The sequence below is a fragment of the Paracoccus shanxieyensis genome (assembly GCF_009711265.1).
In the GTDB taxonomy this organism is placed as follows: domain Bacteria; phylum Pseudomonadota; class Alphaproteobacteria; order Rhodobacterales; family Rhodobacteraceae; genus Paracoccus; species Paracoccus shanxieyensis.
Map to the genome: position 1 here is coordinate 1 of NZ_WMII01000030.1, position 17,681 is coordinate 17,681.

The following is a 17,681-nucleotide window of genomic DNA, read 5'->3' on the forward strand; positions in this document are numbered from 1 at the left end:
CCCGCTGGTCAGCGCGATACGCACCGCATCCCTGCGAAATTCATCCGTCCTGCCTGTGCCCATGGTTCATCTCCTTTGCTGCACATTACGTGATCAAAGGAGCGGCACCAAACCGCGACAGGTCCAGAGAGACGGCTGCATCGGCGCTCTTTGCGACCGAAGACGGCAACCCCGCCGCCACCCGCCTGTTCGGTGACGCCCGCGAAACGGTCGAAGAGCTGATCATCCGCGGAGCCCGCGACACCTACTCTCTTTCCGGCGTGTCGCGCGCTGGCCTGACACCGGTGCAATGGCGCTGCCTCCTTCAGGCTCTGATTTGGCAGGAAAGCCGCTTCCAGATCGGCGCTCAGTCCGGCGTCGGCGCTTTCGGCCTGACCCAGATCATGCCCGGCACCGCCGGCGATCTCGGCATCTACCCGGCCTATTATGAGGATCCCTATCTGCAGGTGACCGGCGGTGCACGCTATCTCGCGCAGATGCTCGGCATGTTCGATGGCAACATCATCCATGCACTTGCCGCTTACAACGCCGGGCCCGGCCGCGTGCAGCAATACAGCGGCGTGCCGCCTTTCGCCGAGACTCAGAACTATGTCGTGGTCATCCCGGCGCAGTACAACCGATATCTCGCCATGGTGGGCGGTCCCGATGCGCTTGGCACCATCGATCCCGTGCTGCTGGCCAATGCGAGTTTCAGCCTCTCGGCACATGGTTCCGGCGTCTATGGTGACTATTCCATGGTGTCAGTTCAGGCCGCAGCACAGCGCTTGCATGACATAATTAGTCTTATCGGAACGACAGAAGATCTTCAGGCGTCCATCGCGCTGAACACCTATGCGCGTGCCGAACTGGCCCGGATCATTGCGATCCGCACCCGGCTCAAAGCGGCGCAGACCCAACCCCTGAGTGATGAACAGATCGCGCTGGCCGCCGCACAGGCGGCCGAGCGGCGGTTTATGGATTTTCGATTGGAGGATTTGCGATGAGACGGTTTCTGATCAGCACGGCGCTTTGCCTTAGCCTAGCCAGCGGCGCCTCGGCCCAGGGCGTGCCCACGGTCGATACCCAGAACATCGCCCAGGAAATCCGCCAGCTGCAGCAGATGCTGGAGGATTTCGGGATCCAGAGCGACATCTTCGAGAATGCACTCGAGCAGCTGGACATGCTCCAGCAGCAGTTCGACCAATTGCAGAGCATGTACGCGTCCCTCACCGGGCCGAGGGAAATCCTCGGCCTCATCATGGGCGGCGAGCTGGATCAACTGCTTGAGGACAAGTTCGAAGACATCCCCGGCCTGATCCGCGGCATCCAGCAAGGCGACTGGAGCAATCTGCTCGGGGTCACCGCGGGGCCGATGCGTACCCAGATGCAGCAGGCATTGGCGAGCGCGGGTTTCGACGAAGACTCCCTGCGCGAGATCGCCACCAGCGGCAACCCCGGGGCCGAAGGCATTGCCACGCGGGCCACCACAGGCGCGGTGCTCTCTGCCGCCGCGCAGAACAGCCATCAGGAAGCGGCGCAATCGCTGGCGCGGGTCGAGCGCCTCGTCGCGATGATCCCCGATATGGACGATCTCAAGGCCTCGATGGATCACAACACACGCGTGACGGCAGAACTCGCGATCGCCATGACGCGCATGTGGGAGCTGGAGGCAATTCAGACCATCGGAGCGGGCAATGCAGGCGTTGCCGATGCCGCGACCATTGCCCAGGAGCGGCGTTACATGGACTTCACCATGCCGAGCCTCGAATGACGGCGGGTGCGAGTATGGACCTGCGAGAAGTCGTCGAGGAAGAGCTTGTCTATGGCGCGCTCCGCCGGGAGCGCCAGTGGCGGGTGATCGGTCTGTCAGGGGCTGGGTTCGGGGTTGTGGGCTGCCTTGCCGCAGCGGCAGTCGCAGTTTTCGTCGAGCCGCCGCTGCCTGTGGTGGTGCCCTACGACCCGGAAAGCGGCCTCGCCTTGCCGAACGCGACTGTTCAGGCGGTGCGACTGTCAGAGCGCCCGGCGGTGATTGAGTCTCAGATCTATCGCTACATCCTTGACCGCGAGACCTATAATCAGCTCGACAACGACCTGCGGGTGAACCGGGTGCTGGCACAGTCCATCGGCGCAGCGGAGGCCAGCATGCGGGCGATGTGGACCAGTGGTCAGGAGAGTTTTCCTCCGACCCGCTATGGCGCCACATCTGAGATGGCGGTCGAGATCGCCAGCATCACCCTGATCGGCGAGAACCGGGCGCAGGTTCGGCTGCGCAAGCGCCTGACAAGCCCGCAGGGGGGCCAGGTCGGCCTCTTCACCGCAACGCTGATGTTCGAATTCCGCCCGGAGCGCGCCCGCAGCATCGACGATGTCTGGCAAAATCCCTTCGGCTTCACCGTCACCCAATATGCCATCAGATCGGACCGGTCGGAATGAAGCTCGCCCTGCCCCGCCTACTCCTCGCCTCCCGGCTTCTTTCCGCAATCCTGATCGTCGCGGCCCTGCCAGCATTCGCCGAGATCACACCGCGCCCCGGATCGCATGACAGCCGGGTGCGCGTGGCAACCTGGACCGAGGGTCAAGTTTACCGTGTGGTCACCAACTTGACCCGCGTGACTTCGATAGAGTTCGGAGAAGGAGAAACCATCCGCTCGATCATCGCGGGCGACACGGCGGGATTCCAATTCGACGGCGTGCCGGGCGGCCGGGCCTTTGCCATCAAGCCGGTGGCGTCAAATGTGGCGACCAACATCACCGTCTATACCAACCGGCGCTCCTACTACTTCCATGTCGTCGAAGCGCGCGAGACCCCGCATTATGTCGTGCAGTTCCGCTATCCGGATGCTGCCACGCCTGCAGTCAATGCCGTCGCTGCCGGTGCGCCGAACAGCAATTATGCCGTGAGTAGCCAAACCGAGTTCACACCGACAGCGGTCTGGGACGATGGCACATTCACCTATTTCCGTTTCCCGCGGAACGCGCCGATGCCCGCGATCTTCCGCTGGACCGGCGGGCGTGAGCGCACCGTGAATTCTGTCGCACAGGAAGAAGGCGTGATCCGAGTGTCGGGCGTTCACCGCCAGTGGGTACTGCGCCTCGGCGAAGAGATCATCTGCATCCAGGATATGTCAGGCGCTGAAGGCGCAGCATCGTCATGAGCAGCGATCCCGACGACCTTGCCACCCGCCTCAAAGCCATAGAAGCCTCCACGGGAAAACGTAAAGCGCCCGCACGTCCCTCTCTCTTTGCGGCTTTGTTCGGCAGCGCCGCCATCCTGATGATTGGTGGATTGGGTTGGATGTTGCTGCAGCCAAAGCCCGAGCCCAGCTTGCCAACGGCCGCTGCTGAAGAGTTCCAGAGCGCAGGGTCGGGCTTCGGCGAATTCCCCGCGACCCCGCTTCCAGAACCTGCTCCGGCACCCGCGCCGGTTCCTGAAGGGCCAAGCGCCGCAGAACTCGAACTGCGAGAAACCCTCGCCAATCTGCAAGCCGAACTGGCCGAGTTGCGCGCGCGGCCCGTCGAGACCGGCGATCCAGCAGCGCAGGCGGCAATCGCGGATCTGACAGCACAGCTGGCGGCTATGGACGCGTCGAACGCAGAAGCCCGCAGCGCTCTTGAGCGCCAGCTTGTCGAGCGGGACCGCGAACTGGAGCGCATTCGCATGGATCTTGAGATCGCTCGGCTTGAAGCGCCCGGCATCGGCGAAGACGATGCAAGGCTTGCCGAACTCGAACGCCGGCGGGCCGCCGAGGCCGCCGCGCGCGAGGCCCGCATTACCTCCCCCATGCTGGCTTGGTCCGGCGTGGGTGGGGGAGCGAATGGAGAATCCGAGGTCGAAGCCGCCCGGTTGAGCGCCGACGAGGCTTTTGTGAGGGGCGGCGCGGCGGTGGCGCCCATGACCCGCGCCGAGATCATCGTGAACCCCGGTCATACCGTGGTGCAGGGCACAATGATCCAGGCCGTGCTGGAATCCGCCATGGACAGCACCCTGCCCGGCGTGATCCGGGCGGTCGTCTCAGAAGATGTACATTCCTTTGACGGCACCCGCATCCTGATCCCGCGCGGTGCCCAGTTGATCGGGCGCTACCGCTCTGAGGTCTCGCTCGCGCAATCCCGTGTGATGGTCGGCTGGGATCGGATCATCCTTCCCGACAACCAGACGGTTCAGATCAGCGCTTTCGGGGGCGATGAGCTCGGCCGGTCTGGTGTCACCGGCGATGTCGACAGCCGCTTCGGCACCCGGTTTGGCTCGGCCGCACTCATTTCCCTGATCGGCGCGGTCCCAGCAGCGGCCGCCGCGAGCATCGATGACGACACGACCTCGGATGCGGCAAGCGATGTGGCCACGGACCTTCGCGATGCCAGCCGCAGTGTGATGCAGGACTATCTCTCGATCCGTCCGGTGATCCGCGTGCCGCAGGGAACGCGCATCACCGTGATGGTCGACCGCGATCTGGAGATCCTCTGATGGCGGCAAGCTATCTCGAAGCCTCGCTGGCACGGCTGGGGGATCCGATCCGCCGCCCTGATGTGATCGAGATCTGCATCAACCCCGATGGCCGGGTCTGGGGCGAGTTCCAGGGCGATCACTTCATGCGAGACCTGGGTCAGCCGCTCACGCAGATCGAGATCAGGGACCTTGGCAACCAAATCGCATCGGCGGCCAACACGACGCTCAGCAACCGCAAGCCTATCGTGTCGGTCAGCATTCTTTGGGGGGATCGTCCGATCCGGGCACAGGTGATCCAGCCGCCGGCGGTCGAGGGCGGATTTTCCATCTCGCTGCGATTCTTCTCGACGCTTCCCCTTGAGCAAATCAGGCTCGGTTTTCTCTATGGGCGAGAGCGCAGCCTTGAGGGCCTGCGCAAAGAACGCAATCTCGCTCTCCGAAAAGTGGTCACTTCCGGCGAGATCGATGCGGCTCTACGCTTTTGTGTCGAAAACAAGCTGAACATGATCGTTTCCGGCGGCACATCCACCGGCAAGACGGTCGCCGCCCGCAAGATCATCTCCCTGATCCCGGATGACGAGCGCATCCTGACCATCGAGGAAGCTGCCGAACTCAGGCCCGAGCAGCCAAATGTCGTGACGCTGATCTCGGACCGGGAATCTGACGCGCGCAGTGCGGATGCGCTCCTGACCTCAACCTTGCGGATGCGACCCGATCGGATCGTTCTGGGCGAGGTGCGCGGCAAGGAGGCCATGACCTTCCTCGAGGCGATCAACACTGGCCATGGCGGATCGCTGACGACGCTTCACGCCGAGACACCGCAGCTCGCCGTCCGGCGTCTTGCCATTGCCGCCCTGAAGACGGACCTTCCGATGACCTATGCCGACATGATCACCTACATCGAAGGCTCGATCGACGTGATCATTCAGGCCGGCCGCCATGAGGGGGCCAGAGGCATCACCGAATTCTACTTGCCCGGCATTGGTGCTGACGAGGCGCCCTCACGCCTTGCCGCCGAATGATGAAAGGAAAGCCGATGCGTATTCTCGCTCTTGTCGCGGCCGTCTTCGCCACCACACTTCCGGCCATCGGCCAAACGCCCGTCACCAACGACCTGACGCCCACGCTTGAGCCACAGAGCTACCGGATCTGCAATGACAGGCCGGAGCGTCCGGCCTGGGTCGAGGAATTGCACATCCGGGAAGCCTGGAAGGCCGTTACTCTCATGGAACTCTACGAGGTTCGGGCTTGGGAAAGCATCGCATCCACGCAGGACTGCTCTTGCGAAACCCGCTTCCCGGACTGGACGGCGGCTGACGAAGAGTACCGCGAGCGGTATATCGAGCTACCCCAGGGTGAGCAGACCGCGCTTCGCCGGGAACTCAGAGCGCACCAGCGCACCATTGCGGATCGCGTCCAGTCCATCTGCGAAGCGCAGGGCAACTGGTAATGGGTGTCGTCAGCTGGATGGTCGGTTCAGCCGATAGCTTCCTCGCCTCGGCTGCGGAATCGCAGTTCGGGGCTGTTGCGAGCAATATCGGCACGATCACCCTGCTGATGGTCACGCTCTCCCTGATTGGCCTCTGCATCAACATGGCCTTCCAGTATCGCAGCATGGATGGCGCGACCTTCTTCTGGTACTTGCTGAAGCTGACCCTGATCGGGTTCTTCGCCTTCAACTGGACCCGCTTTAACGCGGTCGCGAATGCGGTGATCGGCGGCCTCGACTATATCGCAGGGGCCCTGGTCTCTTCGGTTGGGGGTGGTGGGGCTGGCGCGACACATTTCGCGGGCGAGTTCGATGATCTGATCGAACAGTTCTCGGCCTATCTGAATGCCATCGGCAATAACTTGGGGTGGATGACAGGCGCGATCCTGGGCGGCATCGGCCTCATCCTTCTCAGCATACTCGGTTTCATGACCGGGATCGTGCTGATCTTTGCCAAAATGATGCTTTCGCTAATGTTGGGCCTCGCGCCAGTGATGATCGCCCTGTCGCTCTTCGATGCGACCAAGGACTTCTTCCATCGCTGGGTGTCGACCACCGTCAGCTATGCCTTCTACCCGGTGGTGATCGCCGCGATGTTCTCGACTGTGGTGGGCATGGCAAACGCCCTCCTTGCGCAGGTCGGAGACCCGGAATCCGCCACCAACATCGGCTCACTCATCCCCTTCTTCGTCATGATCTTCCTGGCGAAGGGCTTCGTCGCAGCCACGCCGCTGATCGTGCGCGGGCTGTCGGGGAATTTCATGGTCGTGGCAGGACCAGCGGTTGCAGCCGGGACTGCGGCCATTACCCGCGGTATGCTGAATACGCGCAGCGTGCAGGCGCGCGAGCGAATGGTAAATCTCAGCACCGGCGAAATGGTAGGTCGCCAGATCGCCCAGAATGCACCTGCCGTGAAATCCGCGGCTCTGGCCGCCGGCGGTCAAATCGTCCGGATCGCTGAGAGGGCCAGGCGGCTCGGGAAGTAGTCGAGCGCAGGGAACCTACCGTTCAAGTTTAGTACCGTAACGAGGAGAGATAAGATGCTGTACACCTTCGCGGAATTCCAGATTCAGGGTTATGTCGGCCGCAGAACCGAGCTTGGCGGCGGCAAGGTGCTGAAGGTCAGCATCGCCGCAACCGACAGCTGGAAGGACAAGGACAGCGGCGAGTTGCGCGAGCGCACGGACTGGAACACCGTCACCCTCTTCGAGCGCAGCACGGCAGGTTTCGCCTGGCTGAAAGAGAACCTGAAACCCGGAGACCTCGTCCATGTGAGGGGGCGGATCGGTGAAAGCAATTACGCCAAAGACGGGCAGACCTTCTATGAAACATCGCTCACGGCTGATCGGTTTGCCGTCGTGCCGGTCGGGAAGGATGGGTAAGGGTTGCACTGCCACCCGCCTTCGCAGCCGCCTTTTGCACCAGATGTATCTCGCTGGCTATTCGGGCCGCGACTTGCCACGCTGGCTGCGTCTGCTGCTGGCCGGCTCGTGCTGGCACCGGGCGTGGCTGCGAGGGCGATTGGGCTTCTTCGTTGAGAACGGGATAGGCTACGGACCTGCCAATCCCTATCCCGGTTACTTTTCGACCGAGAAGCGAGAGAAGGCGTCCCCTGAACAGGTGCAGTAGTGATCCGCGTCTGCCTCAAAGGCGTGTAACAGGGTCTTTCGGCTGTCAGTCACACTCTGACCCAAGGGTTAAGCAAGACCACTCCTGTGTCTTTGAAATCACCGGTGTTGCGGGTCACGACTGTGAAACCATGGACCAGACCCGTCGCCGCTATGAGTGCGTCCCGCTCTGATCTCGGATCAGGAACATGAAGACCCGCGCATCGCAGTGCCACGCGTGTATCTATCGGCAACACCCGGTCCTGGAACTCCGGCAGGACCCGTTCTGCGAACCATGCCCGGAGCAAGGCTCCCTGCGCCGCATCGCGCCGCTCGATGCGGCGCACGCCGATATCCAGTTCCATCACGGTAATTGCAGAAATGAACAGTGCCGCGGCATCCTGACCGCTCAGCCAGGCGGTGACATTGGCATCGGCCCTGCCATCCCCCGCCTTGCGCAACTCGGAAATCACATTGGTGTCGAGCAGAAACATCAGGACAGATCGGCCGGTCGGGACATGATCTCAGTCTTGCGCGGCTCAAAGTCGATGTCCGACAGCCCCGGCACCGCAAGTGCATCGAGGATGTTGCGGCGCTGGCCGCTCATCTGCTGATATTGGGCAAAGCTCATAAGGACATGGGCCGGTCGGCCTCTGTCCGTGATGAACACGGGACCGTCAAGCGCCGCCCGTTTTGCGCGGGCCAGATCCTGGTTCAGTTCACGGCTGCTGATCGTATGAATCGTCATCGCGGCCTCCGATTGTGGTTACGTTACTACATGTGAAACCTGCGACGAAAGTCAAGGCTGGGGATCTTGGCGATCAGTCTTCTGCGGATGAGCATGACCACATAAGAGATCATCAACCCCAGCACCATTGGCACCAGAACGCCCGAGGCGATGTGGAAGAACCACCCCAGCATCAGCGCCAGCATGACGCCCAGCGTGATGTTCAAAAGGGCCGGTGGTGCGGCGGTCGGCGTGGGCTGTGTCATGACGATCCCGAAGCTCTGTCCCTATCGGGTTAGAAGGAACCGAAGGCTGTGCCAAGCACGATCACGGCCACAAGGGCAACAAGCGCGCTGACAATGGCGGCCATGACGATGTCCAGATAGCTTTCGCGATGCGTGCAGCCACAGACCGCAAGCATCGTGACCACCGCGCCATTATGCGGCAAGCTGTCCAGCGTACCCGAGGCGATCACGGCCACCCGGTGCATCAGCGCAGGGTCCAGCCCTGTGTCTGACGCGATCTGCATGAAGGTGGGGCCAAGGGCCTGCAGCGCAATGGTCATCCCGCCCGAAGCCGATCCGGTCAACGCGGCAAGGATGTTCGTCGCTACCGCCAGTGACACGAGCGGCCCGCCTCCGATGCCCAGAACCCAGTCCCGCACCATCTCGAACGCAGGCAGGGCCGCCACGACCGCGCCGAACCCCACAAGGCTTGCCACGCTCATGATCGGAAGTACTGCGGCCGTCGCGCCCGAGTCGATGCTTTCGCGCAGATTGCGAAAGCGGCGCCGGTTCATGGCAACCAGCACGATGCAGGCGACCAGAAGCGCAAGCGCCACCGACCAGACCCCGCCGACAGCCGACAGGGTGGTTTCGCCCCATGCGGGCTGCGAGAGGAAGTCGAAATCCATGCTGGGCAGCACGAACTGCGTCAGGATCAGGTTGACCACGACAACCAGAACCAGCGGCAGAATGGCCAGGCCGATCGGTGGCCGCCCGCCCCAGGATCCGGCGCGGCTGATCTCGGCAGGGTCAAACTCGCGTGCGGTGCTGGCCAGCTCGCGCGAGACGGCGGAGCCTTTTTCGGCCGCGCCATAACCCTCGCCCCGCGCCTTGGCCTGACGTTCGCGGAAGGAAAGCCAGCCCAGGCCGATGGCCGCCATGATGATGCTGGCTATGATGCCAAGCCCAGGTGCGGCAAAGGGGGTGGTACCAAAGAACGGCATCGGAATCGCGTTCTGGATCGCAGGCGTTCCCGGCATGGCCGACATGGTGAAGGTCGAGGTTCCAAGCGCGAGTGCCGCCGGAAGCAGCCTGCGCGGCACGCTTCCCGCCTTGAACAGCGCCTGCCCCATTGGCGCCAGAACGAAGAACGCCACAAACAGGCTGACACCGCCATAGGTGACCATCGCGCCCGCAGCCACCACGGCAAGGATCGCCCGCGAGGGGCCGAGCCGGCGCGTCATGTAATCGGCGATCGCTGAAACCGATCCGCTGTCGTCCATCAGCTTGCCGAACAATGCGCCCAGCAGGAAAAGCGGAAAGAACTGCGCCACAAACCCCGCCGCCGCAGGCATGAAGGTCTGCGTCCAGTGCGCCAGCATCGGCTGACCGGAAAAAAGCGCCGCCACCGCAGCAGCCAAAGGCGCCAGCAGCAGGATTGTCCAACTGCGGAACGCAAGCACCATGATCAGGGCAAGGCCCAACAGAATACCCAGCAGACCCAGCATGTCAGAGCTCGTCCGCCAGCGCGTCGATATCGAAGGTCGAACGCACCCCGATGTCCTGAATATGGGTGCGGCCGAAATCCTCGGCGGCGCGGCGCCCTTCGTCGAAGAGCATCTTCAGGAAGTCCCATTCGGCATTCAGCTTCGAGGAATGTCCAAGGTCCACCATGATGTCCGAGGTGATGCGATGCAGGCGCATCTCTTTCCAGTACCGCGCCTCGCCATTGCCGGGGTCGATGACACGGCGCAGCAGCGCCATCATCCGCAACTCTTTCAGTAGCTGGGCGTTGAAAGAGATCTCGTTCAGGCGGCTTGCGATCTCGCGCGCGGTGCGCGGCGTCTCGCGCCGCTCGACCGGGTTGATCTGCACCAGAACGGTATCGAGGCTTTCACATTCACGCACGAGCGGCGTCATCGTCGGGTTGCCCGCATAGCCGCCGTCCCAATAGGGCACGCCGTCGATCTCGATGGCCTGGAACATCGATGGCAGGCAGGCCGAGGCGAGCAGCACATCGGCCGTCACCTCATGCTTGCGGAACACCCTGCCTTGCCCGGTGTGCACATTGGTTGCCGTGATGAACAGCTTGACCGGCCCGGTCGCCAGCGCGTCGAAATCGATCAGGTCTGTCAGGATGTCGCGCAGCGGGTTCCCTGCCGCCCCACCCAGCGAATAGGGCGAGATCAGCCGCGCCATCAGATCCATGGCGATGAAGGCGGGCGAGTTGTCCAGCGTCCATTTGCCCGTCAGGACCTCCAGCGGCCCGCGCTTGAACGGGCTGAAGCGCGCGGCATCGGCCGTCCGGCGCCAGAAGGCGGTCAGCATCTCACGCGCGGTCTGCCGCCCGCCGGTGGCCATGCCGGCCGCCAGGATTGCCGCGTTCATGGCGCCGGCCGAGGTGCCGGAAATGCCATCGATCTCGAACCAGTCTTCCTCGAGGATGCGGTCCAGAACGCCCCATGTAAACGCCCCATGCGAACCGCCCCCCTGCAAGGCGAGGTCGATGGGAAGGGTTTTTCGCGTCTGCGATTTCGGGTTGCTGGCCATTTCGGCGCCTTTCAGTCAATTCATTGCAAGAAAATGGCGCCCGAAGCCGGGCGCCCTAGGGGATCAGGCGGCGGGCACCGCTTGCCCGCGAAGCCTCCACGCCATCGCACCAAGGGCCGCGCCAATGGCGATGAGGTCGAGCCCCAGCATCAGCCCGATCAGCCACAGCGCAGTGACCGGCATCGCGGCAAAAAGCACAAGCGACAGCACGACCGAGAGCACCCCGCTGGCAAAAACCCAAAGCCAGTTGGGCAAGGGACGGATCGTCAATGCGAAGACAACCTTCGACATCCCCTCGATCATGAAGAAGATGATCAGCAGAAGCGACAGCAGCAGCATCCCCTGCGCGATGTTGCGCAAGAGCAGAATGCCCAGCAACACACCAAGTATGGCCGAGATGATCTGCAGCCAGAAGTTCGGCGCATGGCGTGCGCTGATCAGGCCGATGGCCTGAATGATGCCGCTGGCGATCAGCAGCCAGCCGAACACCACGACGGCAGCAGCCGAAGAAAAGGCCGGGAAGACGATGGCGACGATCCCCGCGACGACCAGCAGCGCCGCCTGTACCAGGTGGAAGGTCGAATGGCGGCGCACCGCATCGCGCGCGGCTTCGCGGTAGGTCTGTGCAGCGGCGGCAAGACTGATCGGCATGGCATTGACTTCCTTGTTCAACAGGGTGCTTCCCGCCGGGCAGCGGGTGTTGCCTTCCCCGACCCGCAGGGCCGGATATGGATCAAAATTGGCACAGGACCGTGAAGCCCATGCCAGACAATCAATTTTTCATCGCCATGATGCGGTCGTGTCGCGAATGTGGTGGAAATTGGCGAGCAGCGCGCTCCGAGCATGTAACGTTGGCTCCGGTCAGGCCGCGAGGTCAAGAGACATCGGCACGAGAGGCTGAGAAAGGGTTTCCCAGCCATCGACTTTTCGCATCTGGATCTGCCCTGACGCCAGGAGCGCCCAGAGCAGCATCGGCACGGTTTCAGCGCAGGGCAGCACGGTCTGGGTCTTGATGCGGCGGCGGAACTCCTCGTTCAGACGCTCAATGGCGTTGGTGGTCCGTGCGGATTTCCATTGCGACGGATCGAGGCGGGTGAAGCTGAAGAGGCGATCGCCGGCCTCCTCAAGGCTATCGGCCACGGCCCGGCACTTGAGCTTCCACTTGCGGAGGAAGGCCTTGCGGCGCGTCTCGATCTCGGCGGCGCTGTCGGCGTAGATCATGTCGCGGTAGTCTTCGCTCAGCTCGTCATGCAGGCGCTTGGGCGCGTGGCCAAGCAGGTTGCGGTGCTTGTGAACCGTGCAGCGCTGGATGGGCAGGTCCCCGCCCCAGAGCGCCACAAGCGCGGCTTCAAGGCCGGGGGCGCCGTCAACGATTACGAACTCGGGCCGCCTGAGGCCCCGCGCGTCCAGGTCGGCAAGGAAGCTGCCCCAGGCAGCCGTGCTTTCGCCGCCCATGTTCCTGATCGAGAGGAGCACCTTTTGTCCGTCGCGGCGGATGCCGATCGCCGCCAGCACCGAGATGTTGGTGGCCTTGCGGTCCAGCCGGGTCTTGATGACGGTGCCGTCGAGGATGAGCCGCACGATATCCTCCTCGGCCAGGTCGCGGGTGGACCAGGCGTCCCAGTCGACCTTCACCTTGCGCCAGGCCCGGCTGACCACGTCCTTGCTCACCGCCCCCTCGAACAGTCCGAACAGCGCCCGCTTGACCCGGCGCGTGTTGGTGCCGGCCAGGTAGACCGCCGCGATCAGGGCCTCGGCCTTCTTCGTCAGCCGCCTGTAGCGGGGCAGTGCCTTCGATCGCCATTCGGTGATCTTGCCGGCTTCGTTCTCGATCCGAGCACGAGGAACCCGCACCGTCTCGGTGCCGAATGTGCCGGTCAGCTGCCGATCGCGGTGCCCGTGGCGGTAGCCCCTGGCCCGCTCATTGCCGCGGCCGTAACGAAGCCAACCAAGAAAGGCGGCAAGTTCCTCTTCGAACATGGCTTCAATGGTGGCCCGGACATTCGCCCGCAGGCGATCCTCGATCGGATCATACCCGCCTGCGTCGGGCAGCGGCGAAAAGGACGAGCTATCGGTATTCTGCTTCATGGCGTGATCTCCCTGGCGGTTGCCGCCGCCGGTTGGGTGGGTGTTGGTTCACCCGGAGATTACGCCGCCAGACAATTTCTACCACTTCCGAGACACGACCGAGCGGGAAGGGCGGAAAGCTGTCTTGTGGCGGTGCGGCACCGCCATCGCAGCGACAGCCAGACAGCGGACACTCATACGGGCTGCCATGGTCAACCGGGCTGAAACCGCCTGACGGGCGGAAAGCGGCCTGTCGGCAATTCCGCGTGATGACAGCTGCCACTCTGGCACAGAGCATGCTCAAACGGGGCGAAGCAACGCCCTGCCCGACGCTCCGAGCAGGCGGCAAGCCGCCTGGCAACGGTGGAGGTCTTCAGCCTATCAGGATTTGAGCCCGCCACCTGCTATCCGCTAATCTATCTCGGCGAGGTGCCGAGAACGACCTGCTTGGGAAACTGCGATGAACGATCCTACTCACTTCCTGAACATACTCATGCGAATGTCGTCATCGAACAAGGTGCCTTTCCGCCACGATGAGATGAAGCCCCGATCCTTCAACCATGTAACGAACTCGAGGTTCACTTCGCTGCCTTCAATCTTCGGCGTTGAGAAACCCGGTTTGATGTCGGGAAGTGGATCAGGCAGTGAACGCAGGATATCTCTCACTTGCTGATCATCGAACATCCTTTGAAGCATGTTGAACAAAGTTATCTGTGTGGAAAGAGGCTGGGAGTTGACGATGACCGCACGTGCGGCGTCGACTCCGAGGTTGTCGATCTTCACGCCAGTTCGAGCGAGTATTCTGCCAACGATGGCCGCGCGGGACGATATGTCAGCCAGCAGGCTAAGATCCATCTTTTGAATTATCTTCAGCCTGTTTTCATCGCCAATGTCCGCTTCCAACAGATTCTGCCGGAAGTCGTCGGCTAGATCGCACTCGCCTTCAGCCTCGAAGAACTCTGCAATGTTCCTTGTTACGAATGCGATGCCTAATGTTGGATCGTCGCTGAGATGCAAAAGGTTGGTCGCGGAGAAGGTTATGGTATTCTGCTCGACCAGTATCTTGGTCTTTGCTGCACTGAGCTGCTGCGGGAAGACTTTGAACCGTCTCGGAAGCACTTTGACATAGGCCGAATATGTTTCCTCGCTCAATGCGTCGTTCTCTAGGATGAACTTGCGCAATGGTGCCGCCCGATCTCCGTCCGGAACTTGGTGGTCGGCAAGCGCACGCAAGGTGGCCGGTCTGTTCAAGAACGACGTGAGTACTTCCGCATCGTAGTTGCTGCTGCCAATAAACGCTAAGCAGTTTACCCAAGTCGCCTCGATCTTTGCTATCCGAAAAAGCGTGGCGTGGAGACCATCGGGGACTTGATCCAAGGTTGGGACCGATGTCGACTGCATCTCGAGGAATTCTGCAATGGATTCAACTTCCACGTCGGCCCGGCCGATGACGCGTTGAATGGTCGAAATGCTCTCACGGCAATTGTTCGGCAGACGAAGCAGGACGTTCCGAAGATACTCGCCGAAACGGCCATCGATCTTGGCTAGAAGCGGCGCGCTTCCGGACTCGAGTACCAACGTGTAGTTTTGCTCGCCTGACCGATCAACTTCCCTGATACCGAGGACGACTCGGAATATGAAATTCAGGTTGTCGATGGAAAGCTCATAGAGACCGCCGTCGAACAGGACCCTTATGACGCCCGGGTAAGCCTCCACGGCGGCTAGGTCGGTCGCTTCGACGTCGAGCGGTTGCAGTCGTTCGGCTGGGACATCGACCCCCTGCGCCAAGATGTCAGCCAACCTCTCTGAGACGAAGTTTGATATGGCCGGGTGCCTGCCGGCAAGACCCTTCAGGTCCGCATTCGACATGTGGCTCATGATGTGCGCAACATGCATCAGGTTTGCGGGACTGGTCAGTGCCGCCGCGACGAACCCAGGCCACGTCCTCGCCATTCCAGAAATGAGAGCCGCGACCGCCGTGCCTCTGGCGTAGTAGCTTGACAGGAATGTCTCGCAGCCCGCGAAATCGGTCGCGATGAAGTTGAGCAGACGCTTTTTCTGCATCCCATACGAAGAGGGATCCGCAAGCAGGCAGTCGACGATCGTCACGTTGAGAACGTAGGTTCGGCTGAAATCCTCGTCGCGCATCGCGGCGATGACCTCCTTCGGATTGTCTATCTGAAAGTTGGGATCTGGAGTTCTGAAACCGCGAATGTGGATCAGAAACTTGTTATCGCTGGGAGATAGACGCCCTGAATGGAAAAGGGATGTGTACTGGTAGTACGTGTCATCCAGATAACCCTCCAGAACCAAGAAGCGAGCCAGATCGGCGCCGTCTCCAAATTCGTCGAACAGCCCATCGACTTCATCTGAATTTTCTCGAATGACTTCGTTGAATTTAGTCATTCGCAAGTTGCCTAATTTGGCCCTCAGTTCGCGAATTTGCTTGAGTGAAGAGTCTCTAAATTCCGCAGACTTCTTTTCAACGTCCTCTTTGCGCTGTTGGAAGGTTCTATGGGGATCAACCTTCGCCTGTAAATTGCCTACTTGGAGGTGATGCTGGTGACCGTGTATTGAAGTGGTTAACAGTTGGCTCGCTCCCATTATTGCTTCAAGACGCTCATCGTTAGCAAGGTTGCTCAGAGAAATCATGGCACTATGATTGAGGCCAACACGGCTGTGTCCCTCGGGAACCATCTCTACGATGGCCATCGCATAGCTCCGGCGCAACTCGGTCAGATCGTTCGGCAGCTGCTTTTCACCTTGATCGACAAGCGTCTCGAGGCGAGATATCTCGACTTTGCATCGGGACTCGCTCGTCGCGATGTATCGATCATGACTTCGAAGAACCCCTGCCAGATGCCCCTTTCCGCGATGAAGGTTCTCGAAATCGCTTGGGAACACGTTCTTGTATATCAAGACCGCCAACAGCTTGTTGACGTCTAGGCTGGTTTCGTTCTCGGTTTCGAGATTGGCGACGTAGATAGCATACTCATTAAAAATATTCTGTATGAGCCTGAGGTCGTTCAGATATCGCGAAACCTCCCGCAGGAACCGCTGATCGAACCTATCGTCCAGGGAGAGCCGCTTGCCCTGCTCCAGCAATTTGTCGATAGAATTCGAGCTATTGATGATAGGGATGACTGGAATAATGAATTCGAAGAACTTGGTCCTATCCGTGTTCACGAACATATCGTCGCGAAGGGCATAGAGAAACCGGATGTGTCGCTTGCCGCGCAGATTGGCGTTCACCAGGCTATTGATTTCACGCAGCGTGACGAATATTTCAGCGTTGTTAAATCTATCTAAGTCCTCGATGACGACAAGATCATATTGCGTAGACTGGAAGAAGTATATGATCTCGTCTAAATGGCGATTAAGGGTAAGCGGCGTCTGAACCCCACGTTGCGTGGCTGACGCGCTGCTGCGAAGTCCTTTTCATCGGCTGATGGGGAGTGCGTTTCGCAATGTGTGCCAAGAATTCGTTTCTCACCTCCCTGGGCGTGGAGATTTATGCCTCTGGTCATCGGCGGTGGCCGGATGAGGTGAAGGCTCGGGTGGTCGCCGATACACTGCAGCCGGGGGCCACGGTAAGCGTCTCGGCATGAGCAAACCTGAGGCTGCCCGCTACCGTATGACGAACTGGAAGTCCTACAACGAGGCTTTGAGGCGGCGTGGATCGCCACTGATCTGGATGGACAAGGACATGGTGTGGCTGGCGAACAAGGCGGGTCGTCGTGGTCGCCCGCCGGTGTTCTCGGATGCGGCCATCCAGTTCTGCCTGATGGTGAAGGTGCTCTTCGGGCTGCCGCTTCGGCAGACAACCGGAACGGTGGCCAGCATCCTGGAGGTGGTCGAGCTCGACTGGCCCGTGCCGGACTTCTCCACCATGAGCCGCAGACAAAAAACCCTCACTGTCCAGATATCCTGCCGGCGCGCACCAGGTCCTCTGAACCTGCTGGTGGACAGCACCGGGATCAAGTTTCTCGGCGATGGAGAATGGCTGGCGCACAAGCATGGCACCCACCGCAAGCGCCAGTATCGCAAGGTCCACCTGGCAATGGATACAGACACCGGCGACATTCGGGCGGTGGAGTTCACTTCCAGCCGCGAAGGCGACGGTCCTGAGCTATCTGACCTTCTGAAGCAGATTCCGCCGGAGGGGCTGGTCGGCACCGTGACCGGCGACGGTGCCTTCGACACCCGGCGATGCCACACCGCAATCGTGGACCGTGGCGGCACGGCCATCATCCCGATCCGGAAGAATGGTCGCCTCTGGAAAGAGGACTGCCCTGCCGCTCGCGCTTGCAACGACATCCTCAGGGCGACCAAACGTTTCGGTCGGGCGAACTGGAAGGTCTGGTCCGGCTATCACGTCCGAAGTCGGATCGAGGCAAGGATGCGCTGCCTCAAATCCTTCGGTAAGCGCATCGCCTCGCAAGACCCCGACAGACAAGCGGCCGAGATCTACATCCGCGTCGCGCTCATGAACCGCTTCAACGCACCCGGCACCGCCGAAATCGAGCGCCTGGCCTGAGCTTAATGGGTAAGGGAGAGCCCTGCTCCGACGCCGAGTTCTGCAACAATGCCC

16 protein-coding genes and 2 pseudogenes are annotated in these 17,681 nt (G+C 61.3%); 10 read left to right on the top strand and 8 right to left on the bottom strand.

What is annotated here, in order from left to right; all coding sequences use genetic code 11:
- Positions 1–128 precede the first annotated feature (128 nt).
- From GL284_RS19180 to GL284_RS19220, 9 genes and pseudogenes are all read left to right on the top strand, one after another.
- Positions 129–983, top strand: a pseudogene (locus GL284_RS19180) (lytic transglycosylase domain-containing protein); the annotation flags it as partial.
- On the top strand, positions 980–1,750 hold the full coding sequence (locus GL284_RS19185) for a type IV secretion system protein (protein ID WP_155046097.1): 771 nt from the start codon (positions 980–982) through the stop codon (positions 1,748–1,750). The pseudogene GL284_RS19180 and the gene GL284_RS19185, both read left to right, overlap by 4 nt.
- A 14-nt stretch (positions 1,751–1,764) precedes the next feature.
- Positions 1,765–2,412 (top strand): VirB8 family type IV secretion system protein, encoded by a 648-nt coding sequence (locus GL284_RS19190; RefSeq protein WP_155046098.1) that lies wholly within the window; start codon positions 1,765–1,767, stop codon positions 2,410–2,412.
- On the top strand, positions 2,409–3,134 hold the full coding sequence (locus GL284_RS19195; RefSeq protein WP_196216818.1) for a TrbG/VirB9 family P-type conjugative transfer protein: 726 nt from the start codon (positions 2,409–2,411) through the stop codon (positions 3,132–3,134). Before GL284_RS19190 ends, GL284_RS19195 begins: the two co-directional genes overlap by 4 nt.
- A complete protein-coding gene (locus GL284_RS19200; protein ID WP_155046099.1) occupies positions 3,131–4,444 on the top strand; it encodes a TraB/TrbI/VirB10 family type IV secretion system protein in 1,314 nt (437 codons plus the stop codon). Before GL284_RS19195 ends, GL284_RS19200 begins: the two co-directional genes overlap by 4 nt.
- Entirely contained in the window at positions 4,444–5,448 is a 1,005-nt protein-coding gene (locus GL284_RS19205; protein WP_155046100.1) for an ATPase, T2SS/T4P/T4SS family, read from the top strand. The genes GL284_RS19200 and GL284_RS19205 overlap by 1 nt, the downstream gene beginning before the upstream one ends.
- Positions 5,449–5,462: 14 nt before the next feature.
- On the top strand, positions 5,463–5,876 hold the full coding sequence (locus GL284_RS19210; RefSeq protein WP_155046101.1) for a hypothetical protein: 414 nt from the start codon (positions 5,463–5,465) through the stop codon (positions 5,874–5,876).
- Positions 5,876–6,901 carry a TrbL/VirB6 family protein gene (locus GL284_RS19215; protein ID WP_155046102.1) on the top strand — a complete coding sequence of 342 codons (1,026 nt, stop codon included), beginning with the start codon at positions 5,876–5,878 and terminating at the stop codon, positions 6,899–6,901. Before GL284_RS19210 ends, GL284_RS19215 begins: the two co-directional genes overlap by 1 nt.
- Positions 6,902–6,955: 54 nt before the next feature.
- Positions 6,956–7,297, top strand: a complete 342-nt coding sequence (locus GL284_RS19220) for a single-stranded DNA-binding protein (RefSeq protein ID WP_155046103.1) — start codon at positions 6,956–6,958, stop codon at positions 7,295–7,297.
- 296 nt (positions 7,298–7,593) lie between these two features.
- On the opposite strand, the gene GL284_RS19225 is transcribed toward GL284_RS19220, so the two are convergent.
- From GL284_RS19225 to GL284_RS19260, 8 genes and pseudogenes are all read right to left on the bottom strand, one after another.
- The gene (locus GL284_RS19225; protein WP_230383184.1) at positions 7,594–8,016 is read right to left on the bottom strand and encodes a type II toxin-antitoxin system VapC family toxin; all 423 of its coding nucleotides are present in this window, start codon (positions 8,014–8,016) and stop codon (positions 7,594–7,596) included.
- Positions 8,016–8,270: a type II toxin-antitoxin system Phd/YefM family antitoxin gene (locus GL284_RS19230; protein ID WP_035715044.1), complete on the bottom strand. Its 255-nt coding sequence runs from the start codon at positions 8,268–8,270 to the stop codon at positions 8,016–8,018. Before GL284_RS19230 ends, GL284_RS19225 begins: the two co-directional genes overlap by 1 nt.
- Before the next feature lie 26 nt (positions 8,271–8,296).
- A complete protein-coding gene (locus GL284_RS19235; protein WP_035715047.1) occupies positions 8,297–8,515 on the bottom strand; it encodes a hypothetical protein in 219 nt (72 codons plus the stop codon).
- 29 nt (positions 8,516–8,544) lie between these two features.
- A complete protein-coding gene (locus tag GL284_RS19240; protein WP_084684278.1) occupies positions 8,545–9,981 on the bottom strand; it encodes a GntP family permease in 1,437 nt (478 codons plus the stop codon).
- Between the two features lies 1 nt (position 9,982).
- A complete protein-coding gene (locus tag GL284_RS19245; protein ID WP_035715050.1) occupies positions 9,983–11,023 on the bottom strand; it encodes a patatin-like phospholipase family protein in 1,041 nt (346 codons plus the stop codon).
- Positions 11,024–11,086: 63 nt separating this feature from the next.
- Positions 11,087–11,674 carry an HdeD family acid-resistance protein gene (locus GL284_RS19250; protein ID WP_035715069.1) on the bottom strand — a complete coding sequence of 196 codons (588 nt, stop codon included), beginning with the start codon at positions 11,672–11,674 and terminating at the stop codon, positions 11,087–11,089.
- 210 nt (positions 11,675–11,884) lie between these two features.
- Positions 11,885–13,111 (bottom strand): IS256 family transposase, encoded by a 1,227-nt coding sequence (locus tag GL284_RS19255; RefSeq protein WP_088215553.1) that lies wholly within the window; start codon positions 13,109–13,111, stop codon positions 11,885–11,887.
- Between the two features lie 453 nt (positions 13,112–13,564).
- Positions 13,565–16,465: pseudogene (locus tag GL284_RS19260) on the bottom strand (YobI family P-loop NTPase); the annotation flags it as partial.
- Positions 16,466–16,694: 229 nt separating this feature from the next.
- On the opposite strand from GL284_RS19260, the gene GL284_RS19270 reads away from it, so the two are divergent.
- Positions 16,695–17,627, top strand: coding sequence for an IS5 family transposase (locus GL284_RS19270; protein WP_155046105.1), 933 nt, complete (start codon positions 16,695–16,697; stop codon positions 17,625–17,627).
- Positions 17,628–17,681: the final 54 nt, after the last annotated feature.

What these genes read in the sequence shown, in the direction of transcription:
- GL284_RS19185 (WP_155046097.1), top strand. Translation starts at nt 980, where the DNA reads ATGAGACGGTTTCTGATCAGCACGGCGCTTTGCCTTAGCCTAGCCAGC.
- GL284_RS19190 (WP_155046098.1), top strand. Translation starts at nt 1,765, where the DNA reads ATGGACCTGCGAGAAGTCGTCGAGGAAGAGCTTGTCTATGGCGCGCTC.
- GL284_RS19195 (WP_196216818.1), top strand. Translation starts at nt 2,409, where the DNA reads ATGAAGCTCGCCCTGCCCCGCCTACTCCTCGCCTCCCGGCTTCTTTCC.
- GL284_RS19200 (WP_155046099.1), top strand. Translation starts at nt 3,131, where the DNA reads ATGAGCAGCGATCCCGACGACCTTGCCACCCGCCTCAAAGCCATAGAA.
- GL284_RS19205 (WP_155046100.1), top strand. Translation starts at nt 4,444, where the DNA reads ATGGCGGCAAGCTATCTCGAAGCCTCGCTGGCACGGCTGGGGGATCCG.
- GL284_RS19210 (WP_155046101.1), top strand. Translation starts at nt 5,463, where the DNA reads ATGCGTATTCTCGCTCTTGTCGCGGCCGTCTTCGCCACCACACTTCCG.
- GL284_RS19215 (WP_155046102.1), top strand. Translation starts at nt 5,876, where the DNA reads ATGGGTGTCGTCAGCTGGATGGTCGGTTCAGCCGATAGCTTCCTCGCC.
- GL284_RS19220 (WP_155046103.1), top strand. Translation starts at nt 6,956, where the DNA reads ATGCTGTACACCTTCGCGGAATTCCAGATTCAGGGTTATGTCGGCCGC.
- GL284_RS19225 (WP_230383184.1), bottom strand. Translation starts at nt 8,016, where the DNA reads ATGTTTCTGCTCGACACCAATGTGATTTCCGAGTTGCGCAAGGCGGGG.
- GL284_RS19230 (WP_035715044.1), bottom strand. Translation starts at nt 8,270, where the DNA reads ATGACGATTCATACGATCAGCAGCCGTGAACTGAACCAGGATCTGGCC.
- GL284_RS19235 (WP_035715047.1), bottom strand. Translation starts at nt 8,515, where the DNA reads ATGACACAGCCCACGCCGACCGCCGCACCACCGGCCCTTTTGAACATC.
- GL284_RS19240 (WP_084684278.1), bottom strand. Translation starts at nt 9,981, where the DNA reads ATGCTGGGTCTGCTGGGTATTCTGTTGGGCCTTGCCCTGATCATGGTG.
- GL284_RS19245 (WP_035715050.1), bottom strand. Translation starts at nt 11,023, where the DNA reads ATGGCCAGCAACCCGAAATCGCAGACGCGAAAAACCCTTCCCATCGAC.
- GL284_RS19250 (WP_035715069.1), bottom strand. Translation starts at nt 11,674, where the DNA reads ATGCCGATCAGTCTTGCCGCCGCTGCACAGACCTACCGCGAAGCCGCG.
- GL284_RS19255 (WP_088215553.1), bottom strand. Translation starts at nt 13,111, where the DNA reads ATGAAGCAGAATACCGATAGCTCGTCCTTTTCGCCGCTGCCCGACGCA.
- GL284_RS19270 (WP_155046105.1), top strand. Translation starts at nt 16,695, where the DNA reads ATGAGCAAACCTGAGGCTGCCCGCTACCGTATGACGAACTGGAAGTCC.